Annotated in this window: 15 protein-coding genes; 4 read left to right on the forward strand and 11 right to left on the reverse strand. The window is 36.3% G+C overall.

Annotation, left to right across the window (positions count from 1 at the left end; genetic code table 11):
* The first annotated feature begins 155 nt into the window (after window positions 1-155).
* From GKP30_RS15220 to GKP30_RS15235, 4 genes are all read left to right on the forward strand, one after another.
* Entirely contained in the window at window positions 156-401 is a 246-nt protein-coding gene (locus GKP30_RS15220) for a helix-turn-helix domain-containing protein (protein ID WP_216830311.1), read from the forward strand.
* 311 nt (window positions 402-712) lie between these two features.
* On the forward strand, window positions 713-1,054 hold the full coding sequence (locus GKP30_RS15225; protein ID WP_328703168.1) for a competence protein ComK: 342 nt from the start codon (window positions 713-715) through the stop codon (window positions 1,052-1,054).
* Between the two features lie 84 nt (window positions 1,055-1,138).
* Window positions 1,139-1,372: a hypothetical protein gene (locus GKP30_RS15230; protein WP_216830312.1), complete on the forward strand. Its 234-nt coding sequence runs from the start codon at window positions 1,139-1,141 to the stop codon at window positions 1,370-1,372.
* Between the two features lies 1 nt (window position 1,373).
* Window positions 1,374-2,228, forward strand: a complete 855-nt coding sequence (locus GKP30_RS15235) for a hypothetical protein (RefSeq protein WP_216830313.1) — start codon at window positions 1,374-1,376, stop codon at window positions 2,226-2,228.
* A gap of 354 nt (window positions 2,229-2,582) precedes the next feature.
* Here GKP30_RS15235 and GKP30_RS15240 read toward each other — a convergent pair whose 3' ends face one another.
* The 11 genes from GKP30_RS15240 to GKP30_RS15290 all read right to left on the reverse strand — a co-directional run bounded on the left by GKP30_RS15240 (window position 2,583) and on the right by GKP30_RS15290 (window position 17,131).
* A complete protein-coding gene (locus tag GKP30_RS15240; RefSeq protein WP_216830314.1) occupies window positions 2,583-4,598 on the reverse strand; it encodes a DUF4357 domain-containing protein in 2,016 nt (671 codons plus the stop codon).
* A 115-nt stretch (window positions 4,599-4,713) separates the two neighbouring features.
* Window positions 4,714-4,998 (reverse strand): hypothetical protein, encoded by a 285-nt coding sequence (locus GKP30_RS15245; RefSeq protein ID WP_216830315.1) that lies wholly within the window; start codon window positions 4,996-4,998, stop codon window positions 4,714-4,716.
* Window positions 4,999-5,062: 64 nt separating this feature from the next.
* Window positions 5,063-6,103: a 5-methylcytosine restriction system specificity protein McrC gene (locus tag GKP30_RS15250; RefSeq protein ID WP_216830316.1), complete on the reverse strand. Its 1,041-nt coding sequence runs from the start codon at window positions 6,101-6,103 to the stop codon at window positions 5,063-5,065.
* A 1-nt stretch (window position 6,104) separates the two neighbouring features.
* The gene (locus GKP30_RS15255) at window positions 6,105-8,681 is read right to left on the reverse strand and encodes an AAA family ATPase (protein WP_216830317.1); all 2,577 of its coding nucleotides are present in this window, start codon (window positions 8,679-8,681) and stop codon (window positions 6,105-6,107) included.
* A 53-nt stretch (window positions 8,682-8,734) separates the two neighbouring features.
* Window positions 8,735-11,161: a DEAD/DEAH box helicase family protein gene (locus tag GKP30_RS15260; RefSeq protein ID WP_216830318.1), complete on the reverse strand. Its 2,427-nt coding sequence runs from the start codon at window positions 11,159-11,161 to the stop codon at window positions 8,735-8,737.
* Window positions 11,154-11,480 carry a nucleoside triphosphate pyrophosphohydrolase gene (locus GKP30_RS15265; protein WP_216830319.1) on the reverse strand — a complete coding sequence of 109 codons (327 nt, stop codon included), beginning with the start codon at window positions 11,478-11,480 and terminating at the stop codon, window positions 11,154-11,156. The genes GKP30_RS15260 and GKP30_RS15265 overlap by 8 nt, the downstream gene beginning before the upstream one ends.
* 167 nt (window positions 11,481-11,647) lie before the next feature.
* On the reverse strand, window positions 11,648-12,688 hold the full coding sequence (locus tag GKP30_RS15270; RefSeq protein WP_216830320.1) for an ornithine cyclodeaminase family protein: 1,041 nt from the start codon (window positions 12,686-12,688) through the stop codon (window positions 11,648-11,650).
* A complete protein-coding gene (locus GKP30_RS15275) occupies window positions 12,685-13,794 on the reverse strand; it encodes an NAD(P)/FAD-dependent oxidoreductase (protein WP_216830321.1) in 1,110 nt (369 codons plus the stop codon). The genes GKP30_RS15270 and GKP30_RS15275 overlap by 4 nt, the downstream gene beginning before the upstream one ends.
* A gap of 12 nt (window positions 13,795-13,806) precedes the next feature.
* A complete protein-coding gene (locus tag GKP30_RS15280; RefSeq protein WP_216830322.1) occupies window positions 13,807-14,934 on the reverse strand; it encodes an FAD/NAD(P)-dependent oxidoreductase in 1,128 nt (375 codons plus the stop codon).
* Entirely contained in the window at window positions 14,931-15,182 is a 252-nt protein-coding gene (locus GKP30_RS15285) for a (2Fe-2S)-binding protein (RefSeq protein ID WP_216830323.1), read from the reverse strand. The genes GKP30_RS15280 and GKP30_RS15285 overlap by 4 nt, the downstream gene beginning before the upstream one ends.
* Window positions 15,183-15,196: 14 nt before the next feature.
* Window positions 15,197-17,131 (reverse strand): TRAP transporter permease, encoded by a 1,935-nt coding sequence (locus tag GKP30_RS15290; protein ID WP_216830324.1) that lies wholly within the window; start codon window positions 17,129-17,131, stop codon window positions 15,197-15,199.
* Window positions 17,132-17,148: the final 17 nt, after the last annotated feature.

Consider the following 17,148-nt stretch of genomic DNA (forward strand, 5'->3'; position numbering starts at 1 on the left):
TTCGCAAATTCATTGTTACATAATAATAAAAGAAAATAGATTCGTTACTTTTGAACTAATTTTAAATACATTACATTTTCTTCCTCTACATGCACTATCGTTCATTCCGCTCCATTTATACAAATTCAATAATTTGTATAAAAAGGAGCTTTCACTTGAATAAAAATCCTATTCTGTATAACACGTTTGGAAAAGTGATTAAATTATTAAGAGATAATAAAGGAATGACACAACTAAAATTAGCAGAGGATGCCGATCTTTCGGAAAGATACATTATTGATATTGAAGGCGGTAAAAGAAACGTTACTCTCGATGTACTCCTTAGTCTAGCAACAGCCCTCGATACTTGTCCTTCTACCATTCTTAAAGAAGTGGAAATAAGAATAAAAGAAGAACTGTAAAAATGACCTGCCTGGAGTAGCAAGTCCTCTCTTACTCCCTCTCTTTTCCCAAGTATGTCGATGAATCTAACTAGAATAATGGGATGAAATTTGAATGAAAAATTCCGCACTTCACCAACTGCGCCATACGAGCAAATTTACCCGAAAAAAAAACCTATAAAGGAGCCATCCAAAATGACTGACATTACCCTCAATCACTACGTAATCAACAAAGCCACCGAAGCCCTCCTTCCTGCCTATCACACCGACTATCAAACGACCGTCTGGAAAAAGGTCAACGCTTTTACGTAAAAAAGACACCGCTGCAGCTCATTAAAGAAGCCTGCTTAGAAGGCGGTGCCGATTTTGATGGCAGGAGAGCTGCGGTTACTCATAAAACTGGAATTACAACAAAAGCTCCCATCCCTGTAATCCCACAGGACCAAGTCTACGCCTTCCCGACTCACTCTCCAAAACTTCACGAATGCCACTGGCTCTTCTATCATCACATTCAAGCAAACAAACGTCATCCCGAAATCCCAACTCATACATACATCATGTTCAAAGACGAAAAAGAAATGCTGCTACAAGTGTCCTACCACACGATGGAAAGGCAAATGCAAAGAACATCTTACTGTATCACCCGTTTTACACCCTATCTGACCCACAACTAGTACAACTTAAACCACTCAAGTTCAAACCAACTTAATTAACACTTAACAAACTTATTATTACCAACTAACCCAAGGAGGCACTCCGTGAAATTCAGCTATACTGATCCACTCAACCACTACAATCATTTTCATCCTAAAAAACAAATGAATGAAACAATGAACCTTAATAGCAAGCCATCCAAACATCACTTTACGAAAAAGGAACGACACTGGGTGACAGTTCAAAAATTCACAAAAAATATTCAAATTCATTCACCGTTTTTCACTCGTTCTCTCTATATACATTTTGACGGAACGAAACGGTTAGGGGGATTTTGAAATGAAGTCAGGTAGAATTGAACAATACAAGCAATATAGTCAGTTTTCGAATTTAGAGGAATTTAACGCTTCCAATAAAAAAGCACTAGAAATCTACGGATATCACTTTACAAAAGGTGAACGAATCGCGTTTGATGTCCTCACTCGTTTCAGTGTGAAAGTACTGGGAGTTTGTAACGCACGCATTTGCAAATTAGTACAAGCGTGCCAAGATACAAAAGGGGGTATTTCTCGATCTACGTTTGAACGTATGCTTAGAAAAGCAAAGTCATTGGGCATCATCTCCATTATTCATACCGTTCGAGAAAATGGCGGTTACGGCCACAATGTTTATAGTTTTACCCACTTTGACACGCCCAACAACGAAAAATTGACGTCGCGTAAATTCGACAAAAAGCCTTATCTACAAAAGGCTGATGAACACAAAAAACAACAAGAAACTCATTTAGTTGAAACAAAAACATTAAAAGATAAAGATCTTCGTCAAGACAAGGTAAAAAAGATCGATCAAATTGAGATGAGCGAATTGAATTATTCTTTCGTTCCTGACCATGTTCCTGCACCATTCGTCAAAGCCGTCAAACCATTTTTTAACCGAGCTACGGATATTTGTGGACTCTGGGATCGTGCACAAATTGCTTTTCGATCAGCGAAATTCGCTAAGGACACTTCAATTAATGCATTGCTGCCAACCATTGTCCATGCGTTTAAACAAACTGTTTATCGGTATAAACAAAAGCAAATTCAAACTGGGTTTATGCCTTATTTTTATGGGACAGTGGCGAATTTGCTTACTGTTGAGAAGCGGAGGATGGTTGCAGAGGGGACTCAGTGGGGGTGGTGGTTGGAGGGGTAGTGTGTTTTTTTGAGGGGTATTGGAGATTAGGTCAGGCTCTTTCAAATATTTCTCAAGTTGTCATTTAATAAAAGGGGACAGTCTATAGATATGAGCAACTATCATAACTTGTTTATAGGTGACGTAGACCGAGGAAAGAACCGCCGCTATCGATCTATTATATACCCTTATAATTTGGTATAACTCTTTAGAATTCAGAGTGCCTGTAAAGAATAAGGCACTCTGAGATAATTTCGATACTGGTGGTCAGGGTCTAACCGACACTATGGAATGTTCTGCCGCTTCCTGATATAAAAATGAAAGAAAGAGACCTCCCTAAATTTTGTGAATGATTACAATACTTCAATACCTAAATTATTCACCTACTACTTCTCTTAACGTCCTACCATTAGGCAACTTCCAATCCGTATACCCATTAGCACTTCTTCCATATAATAGGCAAGATGCTGTAGATGGACTGGAAAATTCATAATCTTCTTTCAATATATAATAGCTACCTTCAAGTATTAAGACTCCCTGTTCAATTAGCTTCTTTCTTAACTCTGTATAACCAGCATTTAACGAAACACCAATAGTAGATGAAAATTTTGCTCCTTTTTTTACAAGAAACCCACTTGATGTTGGATAGCCAGAAGCTGTGACTCCTTTTTCTGTATCAATATAATAGACCTCATCTGTTGAATCCTGTTTATTCACCTTATCTAAATCCCATGCTTTAATTAATAATTGAATTAATTGTTTTTGACGCTTTTCTACAACAGCTGGTGTCCATTCTGTCATTTGTATAACCTGTGATGTTAACGCAAAAGAGGTGACACCACCAGCAGTTTGGAAATAGGATGTTTTTTTCTTATCAAAATCGTAATTTTTTGCCTGTGAATTTTTTGATCTAGTTAAAAGAACCAAGTTTCCTAATTTATGCACATACTCTTCTGGTCGTTCAAAGTTTTTCAACCATTCACTCTCGTCTTTTGGAGTCTGTGGTAATACATGTTCTACTGTAATAACGGAATGGCTATAATACGGCTGTCCTTTGGTTAAAATGGAGTCTAAACGCAACAACACATAACGTTTTGCTGTGTCTTTTAGATTTGTATAAACATCACCATTTAACTGTTGTAATACTTCTTTTCGATCAGAATTTGTAACTTCTAGGGTTGAACTTTCAGAAAAAACATCTATCCCTTTATCCATTTCTTTTAAAATCGCTGAGTATTTGGACATCCTCCAGTTAAAATTTCTACGTAAAATCATGCTTGTTGCAGCATATGTCTCGAGACGATCTAGAAATTCTTCAACCCTCTCTTCGTAATGATATAGATAATACATGGCAACAGTTATCCAATCAGCATTATCAATTCTACTCATTAAACTAAGTAGCTTCATCATTTTCGGATTATCAAAATAATACGTTTGATAATCGACTAATTTTAAATATATCTCACTATACGGAATTAAATATTCGTCAATAAAACGTTTTCCGTTCATAGTAGAAAAAATGTCATCGTATTCGTCTTTTAAATTAGCCCCGCCTTTTCGTTTTTGAATAATCATTCGAATATGCTCAAACAGTTTATTAAAACGATTTCGACCTAACGCAACTTCTACCTCTTCCCATTTCATGGTGTAATGATCTTGGTCTATTTCTGACACATCACCAATTGCCCGAGCTTTAATGATATCACTCGACATTAGGTCTAACCCTCTATCATTAAGAACCGTAAATATACGGAAAGCGGAATCAAAATTAGGAGTTGACACTACAACAATATAGCAAAGCCCAGCAATAACTCCTGGTAATGTTTTTACTACATCTGGTCCTAAATCATTTAAACGATCAATAAAGTAAAGTGCATTATCGCGAATACACCTTTGGCTATCTGTTTTTACATCTGTGTCTTCTTTAATTTTTGTAGTCGCACCATCTTCTTGTATAAACTGCTGGAAAAATAATTGATCTCTCTTTCTAAGCTGGATACGGTATTGTTCCTTTGTTTGAAGTAACTTATTTCCTTCCTGGGCAATAAATACTTTTATATTTTTCGCGTAATCGTCACCTAGATAATCTCTTAAAACTGATAGCAAAATCGTTAATGTTGTTAGTCTTTGCTGACCATCTAGAACTTCCGAAAGGTTTCGATCTTTTTTAACAAGTACTATACTTCCTAAAAAGTATGGTTCCTCAACTTTTGATATATTCTCTTCTGTAATAGTATGGTGACTTATAAAATCAAGTAAATCATCGAGTAAATCTCCAGCCTCATCAGTCGTCCAAGAATAGGGACGCTGAACTGTCGGTATTGTAAACAAATATTCATCTGAAAAGACTTTATATAAAGGCATTTCCTCTGCACTTAGTGTTTTTTTCATTAGTATTACCTCTTTTTTTTACTTATTTTATTAGTGTTGTATAAAATAACTTAGTTTATGCTCTAAGGAAGCTGGGCTTTGTCCCTTAATCAACATTGTTGATACTAGCTAAATATTAATAATTATCATGTTCCAGACAACGCTTTAAATACTTAAGTGCATTACTATACATTCTGTTTCCCCGAATATCCTTAGCATTACATTCTGGTATTGAGAGATATTTAACTGTCATTGTCTCTACTATTGTTGGGTCAGTTATGTTATACAAACTCCCATCTAGTACACGATATTTATTTAACTCTGAAGAAATAGTGTTTATTGCCCCTGAATACTTACCTATCGTACTTGTAGACAGTTTTGTATTATTCGATAACCATTTTTCAAAATCATCTTTTAACATTTTTATTTCCCCCGACTCCATTAATTTATCTAGTCTGTAATTTTAGATCAGTTAAGAAACACCTTCAAACCAGACCTCCCCCATTCACAACCTCCATCAACTGCCTATAGATATCCACCCACGAATGATCAAGATTCAGTGTGACCACTTCAAAACTCGTTTGGTCGTCCCAACGGTATTTTTCTCGAACTTCTTCACCATTATATGGGTAGATCAGTATTCCTCTTCTAGCTATGTCTTTCGGTTGGTGCATAAGGTAGGTAAACATTTGGTACATGTTATGACTATGAAAAGAGGCTTTTCCGAAGTTTTGTTGGAATATATTTTTATAGAATTTTGCATCGATGATGATTTTCTCTTTACGATCCTTCCGTACTAATGAAATATCGGTTCTCATACTTGGTAAAATAGATGAATTGCCCTCTAGTTGCCAATGCATAACCTCTGAAGAAACGTGATATTCCGTTTGTTCGATCCGGTAAAAGTTGAACAAAAACTTCTCAAAAATATGATTTAATGATGTCTCATCTACTTCAGCTGAGAATAAGCTCCAGTTTCCCTGTTTATGAGATAACAACGCCATTTCATGCAGCAATCGCGCAATATGAATCATGCGTTTGTAATGGACGTTGTGTCTACCAAAATAAACTTTTAGAAATATTTCTCTTGTTAGGACAATCGTTTCTACTTCAGGAAGTAACTCCATATACATGAAGCTTCGCTTTCTTGTTTCATCTTTTATATAGCGGTTTACACACATCCTTTTTAATGTTGATTTCATCATATGGTTGAAAAGAATATTCGCAGAGTATTCATCTTTTTCACATACGACCATCGGCTTTTTAGCAAGAATATAAGGAAGAGAATCATTCATTATAATTCTCCCTCCTAATCGACTTGTCGGTTCCGTTCTAGCAATATAATTCTTGACGAGACCACGACGGTTAAGCTTATCAACTTCTTGTAGAAACTGTTTTGCAAGAAAATCGTACGTAATGATGTCTTCATCAACTTCATTAAAGCTTTCTACTAAGTCTGGCATTTCATTTACATAACTTAATAAACAGAATAAGTTACGGATTGGAACTTTAAATGTCGTTTCCATGCTAGATCCCCTCTAGTAAAGACCGAACATTTTCGGGACGGTCAAAGAAATACTCTTCTAACAGTGGAGTAATTTCAAATTGAAGAATCCCTTCAAACCACGTGTTTTCATCGAGGCGTTCTGGCTTTTCAGTAAAAAATGAATGTCCAATTGCATAGCCTCTTCCTAATTGAAAGTCTGCTGTAATCTCTTTATTCAATTTTTCTACAGCAATTAAAATTCGTTCTACCAGTTGCTGTGAAATACCAGATGCTTGTAATTTCCGTTTCCATTTTTCATTAAATGCGGGTTGTAGAGTTATAAAAGCAAAGCGTCTACGCAAAGCTACCTCTAGCTGAGCTAAAGAACGATCAGCGGTGTTCATTGTTCCTATTAAATAGACGTTACTTGGTACTGTAAATTTGTCTTTGGAGTACCCCATCGTTACAAACTCATCTCGTTTATCCCGTTCCAGTAGCATGAATAATTCTCCAAAGACTTTGGACAAATTACCTCGATTAATTTCATCGATAATAAAGTAAAAATCTTGTTCTGGGTTCTCTAATGCTCTCTGGCAAAACTCATAGAAGATACCAAATTGAAGAGAAAACCCATGTTCATCAGGTCTGAACCCCATTACAAAATCTTCATAGGCATAATTTTGATGGAACTGAACCATCTCTACTCGACTAACGTCCTTCACACCCATTAAAGAATAAGCCAATCGTTTGGACACAAATGTTTTCCCTACACCTGGTGGTCCTTGTAAAATTAAATTCTTCTTATAATGTAGTAAGTTAGTCATCGTCTCGTACTGTTTTTCATCTATAAATACTTCTGCCAAGAAATCTTCTTTCGTATAGGCTTTAGCATGAATTATGACTTCGTTCTCATAAGTTGATGCGATTGCTTGTTTCAGGTTCGGTTTTAATCGCCAAATAAAATGTTGATTGTCTCCATATCTACCATCAAACAACACCGACCAATACCGATTTTCACCATCACTTCTTTTGTGTTGATCAATCCCAGTCGCCTCAATTATTCGTTTTGCCAATTGGACAACAGGAGTATTAAAAGAAGAAAAGTGTTTTCCAAGAGCCGATGCCAATTGAGTAGCACTTGCTTCGCCACCTAGTTCGTACATCTTATGGAGGTAAATCAAGTCACTTTCTTTGAATATAGACCTATCAGATAGTAATTCACTCCAAGTCTCCAAACTAATTTGATCTTCCGTAACGTATAGTCCTTCTTCGGTTTCACGTAAAGTGTTAATTTCAATTTCTTCCCCTTTAAATCTAGTTAATACCTCGACCATTTTGGTGTGAAACTCATCATATTGGAACTCTTCCACATCAGATAAGAATGCCAGTTCGTTTTCTTTACCTCTTTTAGGGTGTTGGTCACCGTAAAGTAAGCCATAACGGATCCCCTTTTCGTCAATAGAGACGAAAAATTGAGGGGCTGTACGATGATTTGTATGTCCTTCTTCATAAACCGCTAGCCAGCACTCTGAACAACCGAAGCTTTGGTTCCAGTTAAATCCGTTTAATACTTTTTCTTTTACTAGTTCCAGTTCAGAAAACTCGTCCATCTGTCGGATAACTTCATGAATTTTTCGTTGTTCTTCGCGTACTTTTAGTTTTTTGTCAGCATAATACAATTGGAATAAGATGGAGAAGTTACTCCATGAGTTTAAAATATTTGTTTCATATTTCACTTTTACTTGTTCTTTTATTTCTTCCATTTCTTCTAAAGATATAGATTTACTTTCAATTAATTTATCTAATACCATAAATTTAATTAAGTTGATTTTTTCTTGGTTACGGTATTGTTCTCTTAATTTCTTTAATATCTCGATATCAAATTTTGAAATTTCTTCTAACATAGAAGCTGGCTCTTTCATATAATGGTTTAGCTTTTTTGCCATTTGATGCAGATATACGACAGCACTTTCGACCATGATGGAGGGGTACTGAGTACTACAGAAAAAGAAATCCTGAATATCAAGCATCGTTATTTCTTGATTAGATTTCTGGAAGTGTTTTAGAGCAATTTCGCACATGCGGTAGTAGGTTGCGTAATTGTTACCAACGGTGCCGAGTTTCATTTCAATCCCAAATGATTTCTTCAAATCTGTAAAGACTTCTTGCTTATAAAGTGGATACTTCCTGTAATCCACTGAAGCCAGCAAATACCCAAATAACGGGGCACCTAGTGAAATACTCGTATCAAATTCTTTCCCCTTTTGGCGAAACGCTTCAATCCGGTCTTCAAGTGATTCATTAGACTGATACAACTGATTAAATAACGTAGCGACTTCCTCTGGTCGTGCCTCTGCATATTTCACCAAATCACCAGTATTACTCCAGTGGACAAAGCTACCTGCAGTAGGATTTTCTTTTTGTAGCTTCTTAACTATATCAACTACCGTTAATTCGTTAATTTCCTGACCCTTTAAAAAATCGTTTAACTTTGATAGTATTTCAAGTTTGTAAGATTCATCGTATTGATCGGTATCCTTAAAAGCTCTATACTTTTGAAAGGCAATATCTATGTATGTATCATTTATCATTTGCTGTTCTAATTCTTCGTAACGCATTTCTCCACCCCATCACAAAACTCATTAATAATTTACATTAAGGCTATCTAACTTTACTTCTCTTTCCTCTCAAAATAAGCATGCAATCGGTACTCACAAATCTCCTTCGTCCATTCATACAATACTTCGTTGTGCTCTTCGGCAACATCAAACTCCATCTTAAATACTCCGTCTTCAAAAGATAGCAACCCTTTTGATGTGCCACTCCATTTCGTCATTGGCATATTAGCAATAAGTTTCGCCACTTTTGTTTCGTCGTAGTCCCACAGCGTTTTTCCTTGTTTATCGGAAAAATCGATGCGTTTGCGGTATTCTTTTTCGGTTAAGTAGCGGTGAAAATATGGTGCTACTTCTTCAGATGTTACAGGGTTACTCCAATCATCTATACCTCGACTTAACATGTAGGATAAGACGACCATTTTATAGCTTTTGTTCATCCCAGTACGTTCGACTTCTTGGAGCCATGTTTCATAGGTTTTGAAAAACTCTTCTTCAAAATCAGTAAGTTCGTTTGCCCAATAGAGAAAACCAGCAAATGAGTTGAAGTCTTGTTTATAATTTTTGCTGTCGGCGTTCCCGTATAAGTGTAACTCTAAGTAGGTTGGACGCCTTCCTAATTCTTGTTTTAAGGTAAAATAAGCTTCTCTCAATTGTTCTTTTCGAGGCTGCCTCTTTTTGCGGAGTTCATCTAATAGTTGTATAACTTCCATTTCAAAATCAATAAAACAGTTTTCAGGAACCTGTGGAACGCTCGATGGTGCCTTTGATCGTTCATCTCCCTGTCTTGTATCAAGTAAACGCAGCTTATTCTCAGCGTTTCGATAGTTTCCGATTAAATCGATAATTGTGCAGTACTCTTTCCCCTTAAACAAGCGGAGCCCTCGTCCGACTTGCTGGGTAAAAACAGTTAAAGACTCTGTTGGGCGTACAAACAATAATGTATCTAACGAAGGGATATCCGTACCTTCATTAAAAAGGTTAACGGTAAAAATAACTTCAAGATCACCCGTTTCAATCATTTGAATCGCTTTTGCACGACCAAATTCATTTCCGTTCGAATGAAGGCTCGTTGCTTTAACACCATTTTTCTTAAAGTAATCTTCTAAAAACATTGCCTGTTTAATAGATGAACAAAACGCTAACGTTCGAGTCTGCTTATTCTTCTTCCAGGCATCAAGGATTTTTTCAGCCATATCTTCTCTTAGCTGAGCTGCTAATAATTCTTCGTCATCATATCTTGTCCCCAACCACGTAATTTGAGAATAATCGGTATCATCATATACACCGACATATTTAAACGGCGTGAGCCATTGTCTTTGAATAGCTTCAATAAAGTCAATTTGGTAAGCAACATTTCCATCACATATGCCGTAAACATCTTTTCCATCCATTCGATCAGGTGTTGCGGTTATCCCAAGTAAAAATTCAGGCTTAAAATAGTCAAGAACACGCTGATACGTCTTTGCTGCTGCATGATGGAATTCATCCATAACAATTAGTTCAAAAGAGTTCGGCTCGAACTTCTCCAAATGCCGTTCGTTCGCTAACGTAAAAATTGATGCAAACACACAGTCTGCTTGTCCTTCTTTTTCCGTTCCACTATAAATACCAAACGTACGTTCAGGCATAATATGTTGAAACGAACTTTTTGCCTGTTTTAATATCTCTTCACGATGAGCAACAAACAACACTCGTTTGTAATTTTTCGCAAAAAAACCCGCTAAATAGGTTTTTCCAAGTCCAGTAGCCATGACAACCATCGCTTTGTCATAGCCTTCCTCAACCACCGTTTCTAGAGATTGAAGCGCTTCAATTTGAGAATGTCTTGGAGTAATTGCATCGTAGGGAGCATAATCTTCAATAATAATGGAGGCCTCTTCGTCTTCGGCCGTTTGATTGAGCATCAATTCAATTTCTTCTGTTTTTGTCCATGTACGTACTAAGTTTGGGTGGTCCCGATGATAAGCTTCATACTGTTTCTCGTATTCTTCTAGCGTTTCTTTGTTAACTGGCACTGTTTGTTCATTTAAAAATAATTTCATAAACTCTTCTAGTGCTTGTTGGAATGTTTCTGGAGAAGCATCTGACTCCATCGTTACATTCCATTCGACCCCATGTGTGAATGCGGATCGGGACATATTCGATGAACCAATGATTAATGTCCCTTCATTTTCCTCATATTGAAACAAATATGCCTTCGGGTGAAATGATCGACCATTGCTCTTCCATAAGCGAACTTCAATATTCGGGTCTATTTCGAATAATTTTGTTAGCGCTTCTGGTTGCGTCACAAATAAATAATCACCTGTACAAATTTTCACTTCAGCACCGCGAAGTAACGCTTTTCTAAGTGGCTCTTCTAGCAACTGTACACCAGATTTCATAACAAATGACGTCAGTATGTATATGGAAGAGGAACGCTCAATTGCTTCAACTAACTCCGAGATTAACTGATTCGTAACTAACTTAATTCTACTCATCATCCACATCAATCAGGAAAATCTTCTCCTGAAAACCTCCACGTTCTTCAGCCTTTTTCTTGCGGATCGCCTCGACTTCTTCTATGTTTGCTCCATGAACTGTCGCTAAGCTATGTATGATTTCTAGTACATCAGCAAGCTCCTCAATCGCTTGTCCATCTGTTTGTACCTCTTGGTATTCAGCCATTTCTTCCGTTAATTTAATTTTGAGTTCTTTTATGTATTCAACATCGTCCAATTGTTTAGTACGGTAACCCTTACCTGCAGCTTCGATAATCGCAGGTATTTTATCACGAACAAGTTTATTGTAAATTGGCATAAGACAACCTTCCTTTATATGTATTATTTACCAGTTTACCATAGGGATTTTATAGCGTGAAGGGAGTAGTTAAAAAGAACCATTCCTCTTAATGGAGGAATGGTTCAGTTCTAATCATATTAGGTTCATGGTCAGACTTATGATTCTTGAAAAGCTTTATGATAATTTTATACAAAAGCTGGTTTATTCCATAAATTTAGTGCTTGCCCAATTCCTTTTGCTTTTGCTTGATCATAAATATATTTTGCAACAGCTACATCTTCAATCCCCATGCCCACGCTATTAAAGTAAATCCGTTCCTCATCATTTTCTCTTCCTGCTTTTTTACCATTTACGATTGAACCTAATTCAGCGTGAATATTTGATGGATCGAATTTACCCTCAGAATACATTATAGATATCGTCTCTACCCCTCTATGTTTTAACTCTTCCCAATCATCTACGACAACTTTGTCAGCTTGATCAATGACATCAAACTCACACTCGTGGCTTCCTACATGGATATGTAAAGATCCTTTATCAACCCAATCTTTTTTTACAATAGGTTTCTCTGTTACTGTAGCCGTAATAAATATATCAGAACCTCTGACCGCTTCTTCTGCACCACTAACAATTTCAAATGTTACGTCTTTTACTTCAAGTGCCATTTCATCACAAAACTTTTGTGCACGATCTAAACTTAAATCTGCAACCTTTACACGATCGATGTTAGGACAAACGGCTTGAATTGCTTTTAATTGGGTACGATTTTGAACCCCAGCCCCAATTAACCCTAATACTTTAGAATCTTCTTTAGCTAAATGTTTTGCTACAACTCCAGAAACCGCTCCAGTCCTCATAGCACTAATTAACGTACCATCCATAATAGACTCTGGTAATAGAGTTTCTGGATTATTTAAGACAATTACTCCAGCTGCTCTAGGGAGGTTATATTTAAAAGGGTTTTGTGGCGCACTAGAAATCCATTTTATGCCAGAAGCTTGTATATCACCACCAATAAACCCAGGCATAGAATTTATTCTTCCACTAGTTGTTTCCGCATCCAGCCCGCCCCATCTAAGGGTGGATTTAGTTGGCAATACATAGTCACCTTTATCGTGTAAAGAAATCACTTTTTCTATAATATCAATCATTGTCTTCATATCCGCTCCGCCACATCTATTTACATCGTCTTGTGATAAAAATAAAAATTCTAAATTCATAGTCATTGTAAATCCTCCCTTAATAATTCGTTTTCAGATTTAAATCGTGAAACTAAGTAATCATCTAGTGGAAAACTTGTTGACCCTTCTCTAAGTAACTCTGACATCAATAATCCAACTATTGGTGCTAGCGTAATCCCACTATGTGTCACAGCAACATAAAGTCCAGGGTTACTTGGTACTTCACCCAAGATTGGTAAACCATCTTTAGGCATAGATCGAATTCCAGCAAAAGTCCTGACAATATTAACTTTTTTTAATTTTGGGACTATTTTTTGCGCATACCTAGCAGTTTCACCGACAATATTAAATGATGTATTTCTATTAAATCCATCCTCTTCTTTGGAGTATCCAATTAGTAACTCACCGTTATTTGTTTGCCTTACCCCACTAACAATATGATTTAATAACGGTTTTAAAGGCTCTGTAACAATAATTTGACCTTTTACTAGCTTAATAGGTATATTAACATTCAACATTTGACCAATCATTTTAGACCATGGCCCACCTGCAATAACAACCTGCTCGGCAAGAAATGTTCCTTTTTCTGTTTCAACTTCATAAATCATTTCATTATTTCTTTTTACGGCAACTACCTTATTATAAAAAGAGAATTCCATTCCATTATTTGTAGCATCTTCTATTAGTGATCTTGTTAATCGGAATGGGTTTAAGTGTCCATCGAGTGCACTATATGTTGCACCTACTATATTTGGATTTACCTCTGGCTCTTTCCTTAAAGTCTCCTGTCTAGTTAAGAGTTCTACTTTAATTCCTCTTTCTTGTTGTGCTGCTATTAGACTTTCAACCTCTTTTAGTCGAGACTTTTCAAAAATAAGTGATAGTCCCCCAGTTCGGTCAAGCTCAAACTCCATTCCCAATCTTTTTTTTAGGCTTTGGTATAATTCTGCACTATACATTGAAAACTCACCGTAAAAATTAGGTTGTTTTGTATGAACCCATACCCAAGCTTGTGTTGCTCCACTTGTTCCTTCTGTTGGAAAACCTTGATCAACTACTAGAACACGTTCGTTATAATTGGATAAATGGTATGCTATCGAGGCACCAATTGCCCCAGATCCGATAATAAGCGTTTTATAAAGTCCCGTCATTTTTTTTCACGCCTAACTTAACTTTTTTTCCTGTCTTTGATTAATAGCATTGGATAAAATATCGACTACACCTTCTTCACCTTTGATTGGTAACGTTGCTAGTGTTTCTATGTGTATGGGGGTTAGGGGAAATCGTAGTTTTGGTAACCTTATTTCATGATGTAATCCCTTATGTCTTTTTAGTATCTCCATGACACTTGCTTTACACATTTTCCATTGACAAAATCCCATCCCACACCGTGTAAGCCTTTTTATATCATCCAATGAATTTGCACCAGAAGAGATTGCGGTTTCGATTTCTATCTGATTAATTTCTTCACAACGACATATTGTAGTGAATTCATTTGAAAATTTTAGACAGTTAGAATAATCTACGTTGATTAAACTGTTATTTTGTGCACTACCAACGGTGTATATATTTTTTAAAGTTGTTTCTCCTAAACCAACTTCAGTGTAGGAAGAACCTTTAGCTATTTCAACTGCTTCTCCTCCAGCTGCTTCGAGTAAATCTAATTCTGCAGCAGATACAGATGAACATATTAAAGTATCCATATCTTTAATAGAACTTTCTTTTTGATCTCTTATATATTTCAGTTGATTTACTTTTCCATTCTTACTGAAACATTCTAGTGATTGAATATAATTTATATCTAACGTAATTACTTCTTCATGGAACTCATATAAATCTTTTATAAATTGATCACTTTCTTCATTACTTTTTAATAAAACTATCTTATTACCAAAAGATATGTCATCTCTGTAAAACATAAGCTTTGCACTATTTGATGACATTACCCCTGGTAAAGTCCAGCCAGGAAAAGGAATAGGTAGCTCCCAAGACCCTGTCGCCAAAATTATTTTGCTTGCTTGAATTCTTTTCATAGCTCCATTTATTTCAACAATAACTTCTAAACTAGAATCTATTCCTTGGACTCTAGCTTTTGTTAGTACTGCTGAATGGTCATTTAACTTTTTATGTTCTTGTTCTGAAATTCCATTTCCTGCAATCTTTTTAAGTCCACCTAAATCAATATTCTGCTCAAAAAGCAAAAATGGGATTCCTTCATTAATACACTTTAATGCAAATCGACAACCAGAGTTTCCTCCACCAATTATTACGGTAGGTTCAGAATTCTTCATGAACCGTCCTCCTCTAGAGCCATACCTTCTACTACAGTTACTTGACACGATTGTACTCGCTTCCCATTTAAAAGCACAATACAACCATCACATCGGCCAAATCCACAATAAACTCCTCGAGGGCGTTTCATTTTATAACTTTCATTTAGCTTATAAATTTGATTTTTCCAAAGTGTAGAAGAAAGAAGTTCTCCGTTCTTTGCAAATATTGGTTGCCCATTATAGTAAATAGTAATTGGTTCTCTCATCAGTTAACTCCACCTTAAGTAGTAATGCTTTTACCAAGCAGTTGCTTTTTGCTTTTTAAGTAACTCTTAAACGCTATGAGTAGTATAATCGTAATCCCAAATACATCTGTTATGAAGCCAGGAACCAACATCAATATTGCTGATAAAAATAAGGTTATACGTTCTAATTTTGAAACCATGCCAAGAAAATACCCTTCCAAACTTGCTGCTAATGCTACAATCCCCATCACTGAAGTGACTGTAACTAGTACTACCTCGATGAAAGTAGTTTCATAAAATAATAATGCTGGATTTGCAGCAAAGATAAATGGTAGTAAAAACGCTGCAAGGGATAGCTTTAAGCCTTGAAAGGACGTAGGCATCGGTTTTGCTTTAGCAATACCTGCTGCCAAGAATGAACTAAGAGCAACTGGCGGTGTAACTGCTGCCATACAACCATAATAGAAAATGAAAAGATGTGCAGCTGGTAAAGCAACACCCATATTTATTAAAGCTGGAGCAGCCATTGTTGCTAAAATAATATATAATGCCGCTGTTGGTAGTCCCATTCCTAAGATGATACTTGCAACCATTGTCAATATTAGTGCTATAATTAATGACCCTTGGGATAATATAACAACCATATCGGCGAACTGAACCCCAATACCTGTTAGGGTTACTGTCCCTACAATAAGGCCTGCTGCAGCACAAGCAGCGATAAGACCTACTGCATTTTTTGCACCTATTTCTAATGCCTCTATAAATTTTGGAAGTGTTAATCTAGTATCTTTTCTGAAGTAACTTCCAATAATAACAATTATTAATGCATAAAAAGAAGCTTTTATAGGCGAGAATCCACCGAGCAAAAATGCGACAATAGCTATCGGTCCAATTAAAACAAAGATACTTCTTTTTAGTGTTTCCTTAAGATTAGGTATTTCCTCTTTACTTAACCCTTTTAATCCATTTTTGGCTGCTCTAAAGTCAACCATTAGAAATACAGAAAAGAAATACAAGATTGCAGGTAATGCAGCATAAAGAATTAATTGATTATAAGTGATGCCAGTCATTTCGGCCATAATAAATGCTGCGGCTCCCATTACTGGGGGCATAATTTGACCGCCAGAGGAAGATGCGGCTTCAACTCCTCCTGAAAATTCAGGTTTATATCCAACTTTTTTCATTAGAGGAATGGTAAAAATACCAGTTGTAGCAACATTTGCAAAGGAACTACCAGAAATACTTCCCATGAAACCACTTGAGAAAACAGCTGCCTTAGCTGGCCCTCCCCTATATCGCCCTGTCATAGCAAAAGCTAAGTCAATAAATGCTTTACCCCCACCAGTTACTTGAAGAAATGCTCCAAATAAAATAAATGTAAAAACAAACGTTGAAGTAACATAAATCGCAACCCCATATATTCCTTCAGAAGTTAGATACAAATGTTCTAGTACTCTACCTAATGAAAATCCATTATGTTTAATTGGGCCTGGAATATACTGTCCGAGAAAATTATATAGTACGAAAAATAAAGCAACTAAGGTTAAACCATTCCCCATAGTTCTTCGACAAGCCTCTAATGTTAACACTATTGCTAAGGCTGCCATTATTTTATCCATAGTATTTGGAGCCCCAGCCCTGTAGATCAGTTCCATATAATTCACTACAATATAGAGACCTATACCAACACTTGCAACTATAGGAGCAATATCAAACCATGGAATTTTTTTACGATCTCCTTTACCTACTGGATATAATATAAATATAAGTAGTAATGCAAAGGATAAATGGATAGCCCTATGCTGTATGGCCGGAAGTGAAGAAATTCCTGTCGCATACAATTGATAAAGTGAGAAAGAAACAGCTATCACTGTAACAATCCTTTTTAACCATGGTGTAAATTGCCTGGTTTTTTCTTCTTCAACAACTTCGGTTACATTTGATACGTCTGATTGCTTACTTTCAGCCATCTCATCACCCCTTAAAA

The sequence above is a fragment of the Alkalihalobacterium elongatum genome (assembly GCF_019024285.1).
In the GTDB taxonomy this organism is placed as follows: Bacteria; Bacillota; Bacilli; order Bacillales; family Bacillaceae_F; genus Alkalihalobacterium; species Alkalihalobacterium elongatum.

Coding starts and splice junctions, on each gene's coding strand:
- GKP30_RS15235 (WP_216830313.1), top strand. CDS start 1,374: ATGAAGTCAGGTAGAATTGAACAATACAAGCAATATAGTCAGTTTTCG.
- GKP30_RS15240 (WP_216830314.1), bottom strand. CDS start 4,598: ATGAAAAAAACACTAAGTGCAGAGGAAATGCCTTTATATAAAGTCTTT.
- GKP30_RS15245 (WP_216830315.1), bottom strand. CDS start 4,998: ATGTTAAAAGATGATTTTGAAAAATGGTTATCGAATAATACAAAACTG.
- GKP30_RS15250 (WP_216830316.1), bottom strand. CDS start 6,103: ATGGAAACGACATTTAAAGTTCCAATCCGTAACTTATTCTGTTTATTA.
- GKP30_RS15255 (WP_216830317.1), bottom strand. CDS start 8,681: ATGCGTTACGAAGAATTAGAACAGCAAATGATAAATGATACATACATA.
- GKP30_RS15260 (WP_216830318.1), bottom strand. CDS start 11,161: ATGAGTAGAATTAAGTTAGTTACGAATCAGTTAATCTCGGAGTTAGTT.
- GKP30_RS15265 (WP_216830319.1), bottom strand. CDS start 11,480: ATGCCAATTTACAATAAACTTGTTCGTGATAAAATACCTGCGATTATC.
- GKP30_RS15270 (WP_216830320.1), bottom strand. CDS start 12,688: ATGACTATGAATTTAGAATTTTTATTTTTATCACAAGACGATGTAAAT.
- GKP30_RS15275 (WP_216830321.1), bottom strand. CDS start 13,794: ATGACGGGACTTTATAAAACGCTTATTATCGGATCTGGGGCAATTGGT.
- GKP30_RS15280 (WP_216830322.1), bottom strand. CDS start 14,934: ATGAAGAATTCTGAACCTACCGTAATAATTGGTGGAGGAAACTCTGGT.
- GKP30_RS15285 (WP_216830323.1), bottom strand. CDS start 15,182: ATGAGAGAACCAATTACTATTTACTATAATGGGCAACCAATATTTGCA.
- GKP30_RS15290 (WP_216830324.1), bottom strand. CDS start 17,131: ATGGCTGAAAGTAAGCAATCAGACGTATCAAATGTAACCGAAGTTGTT.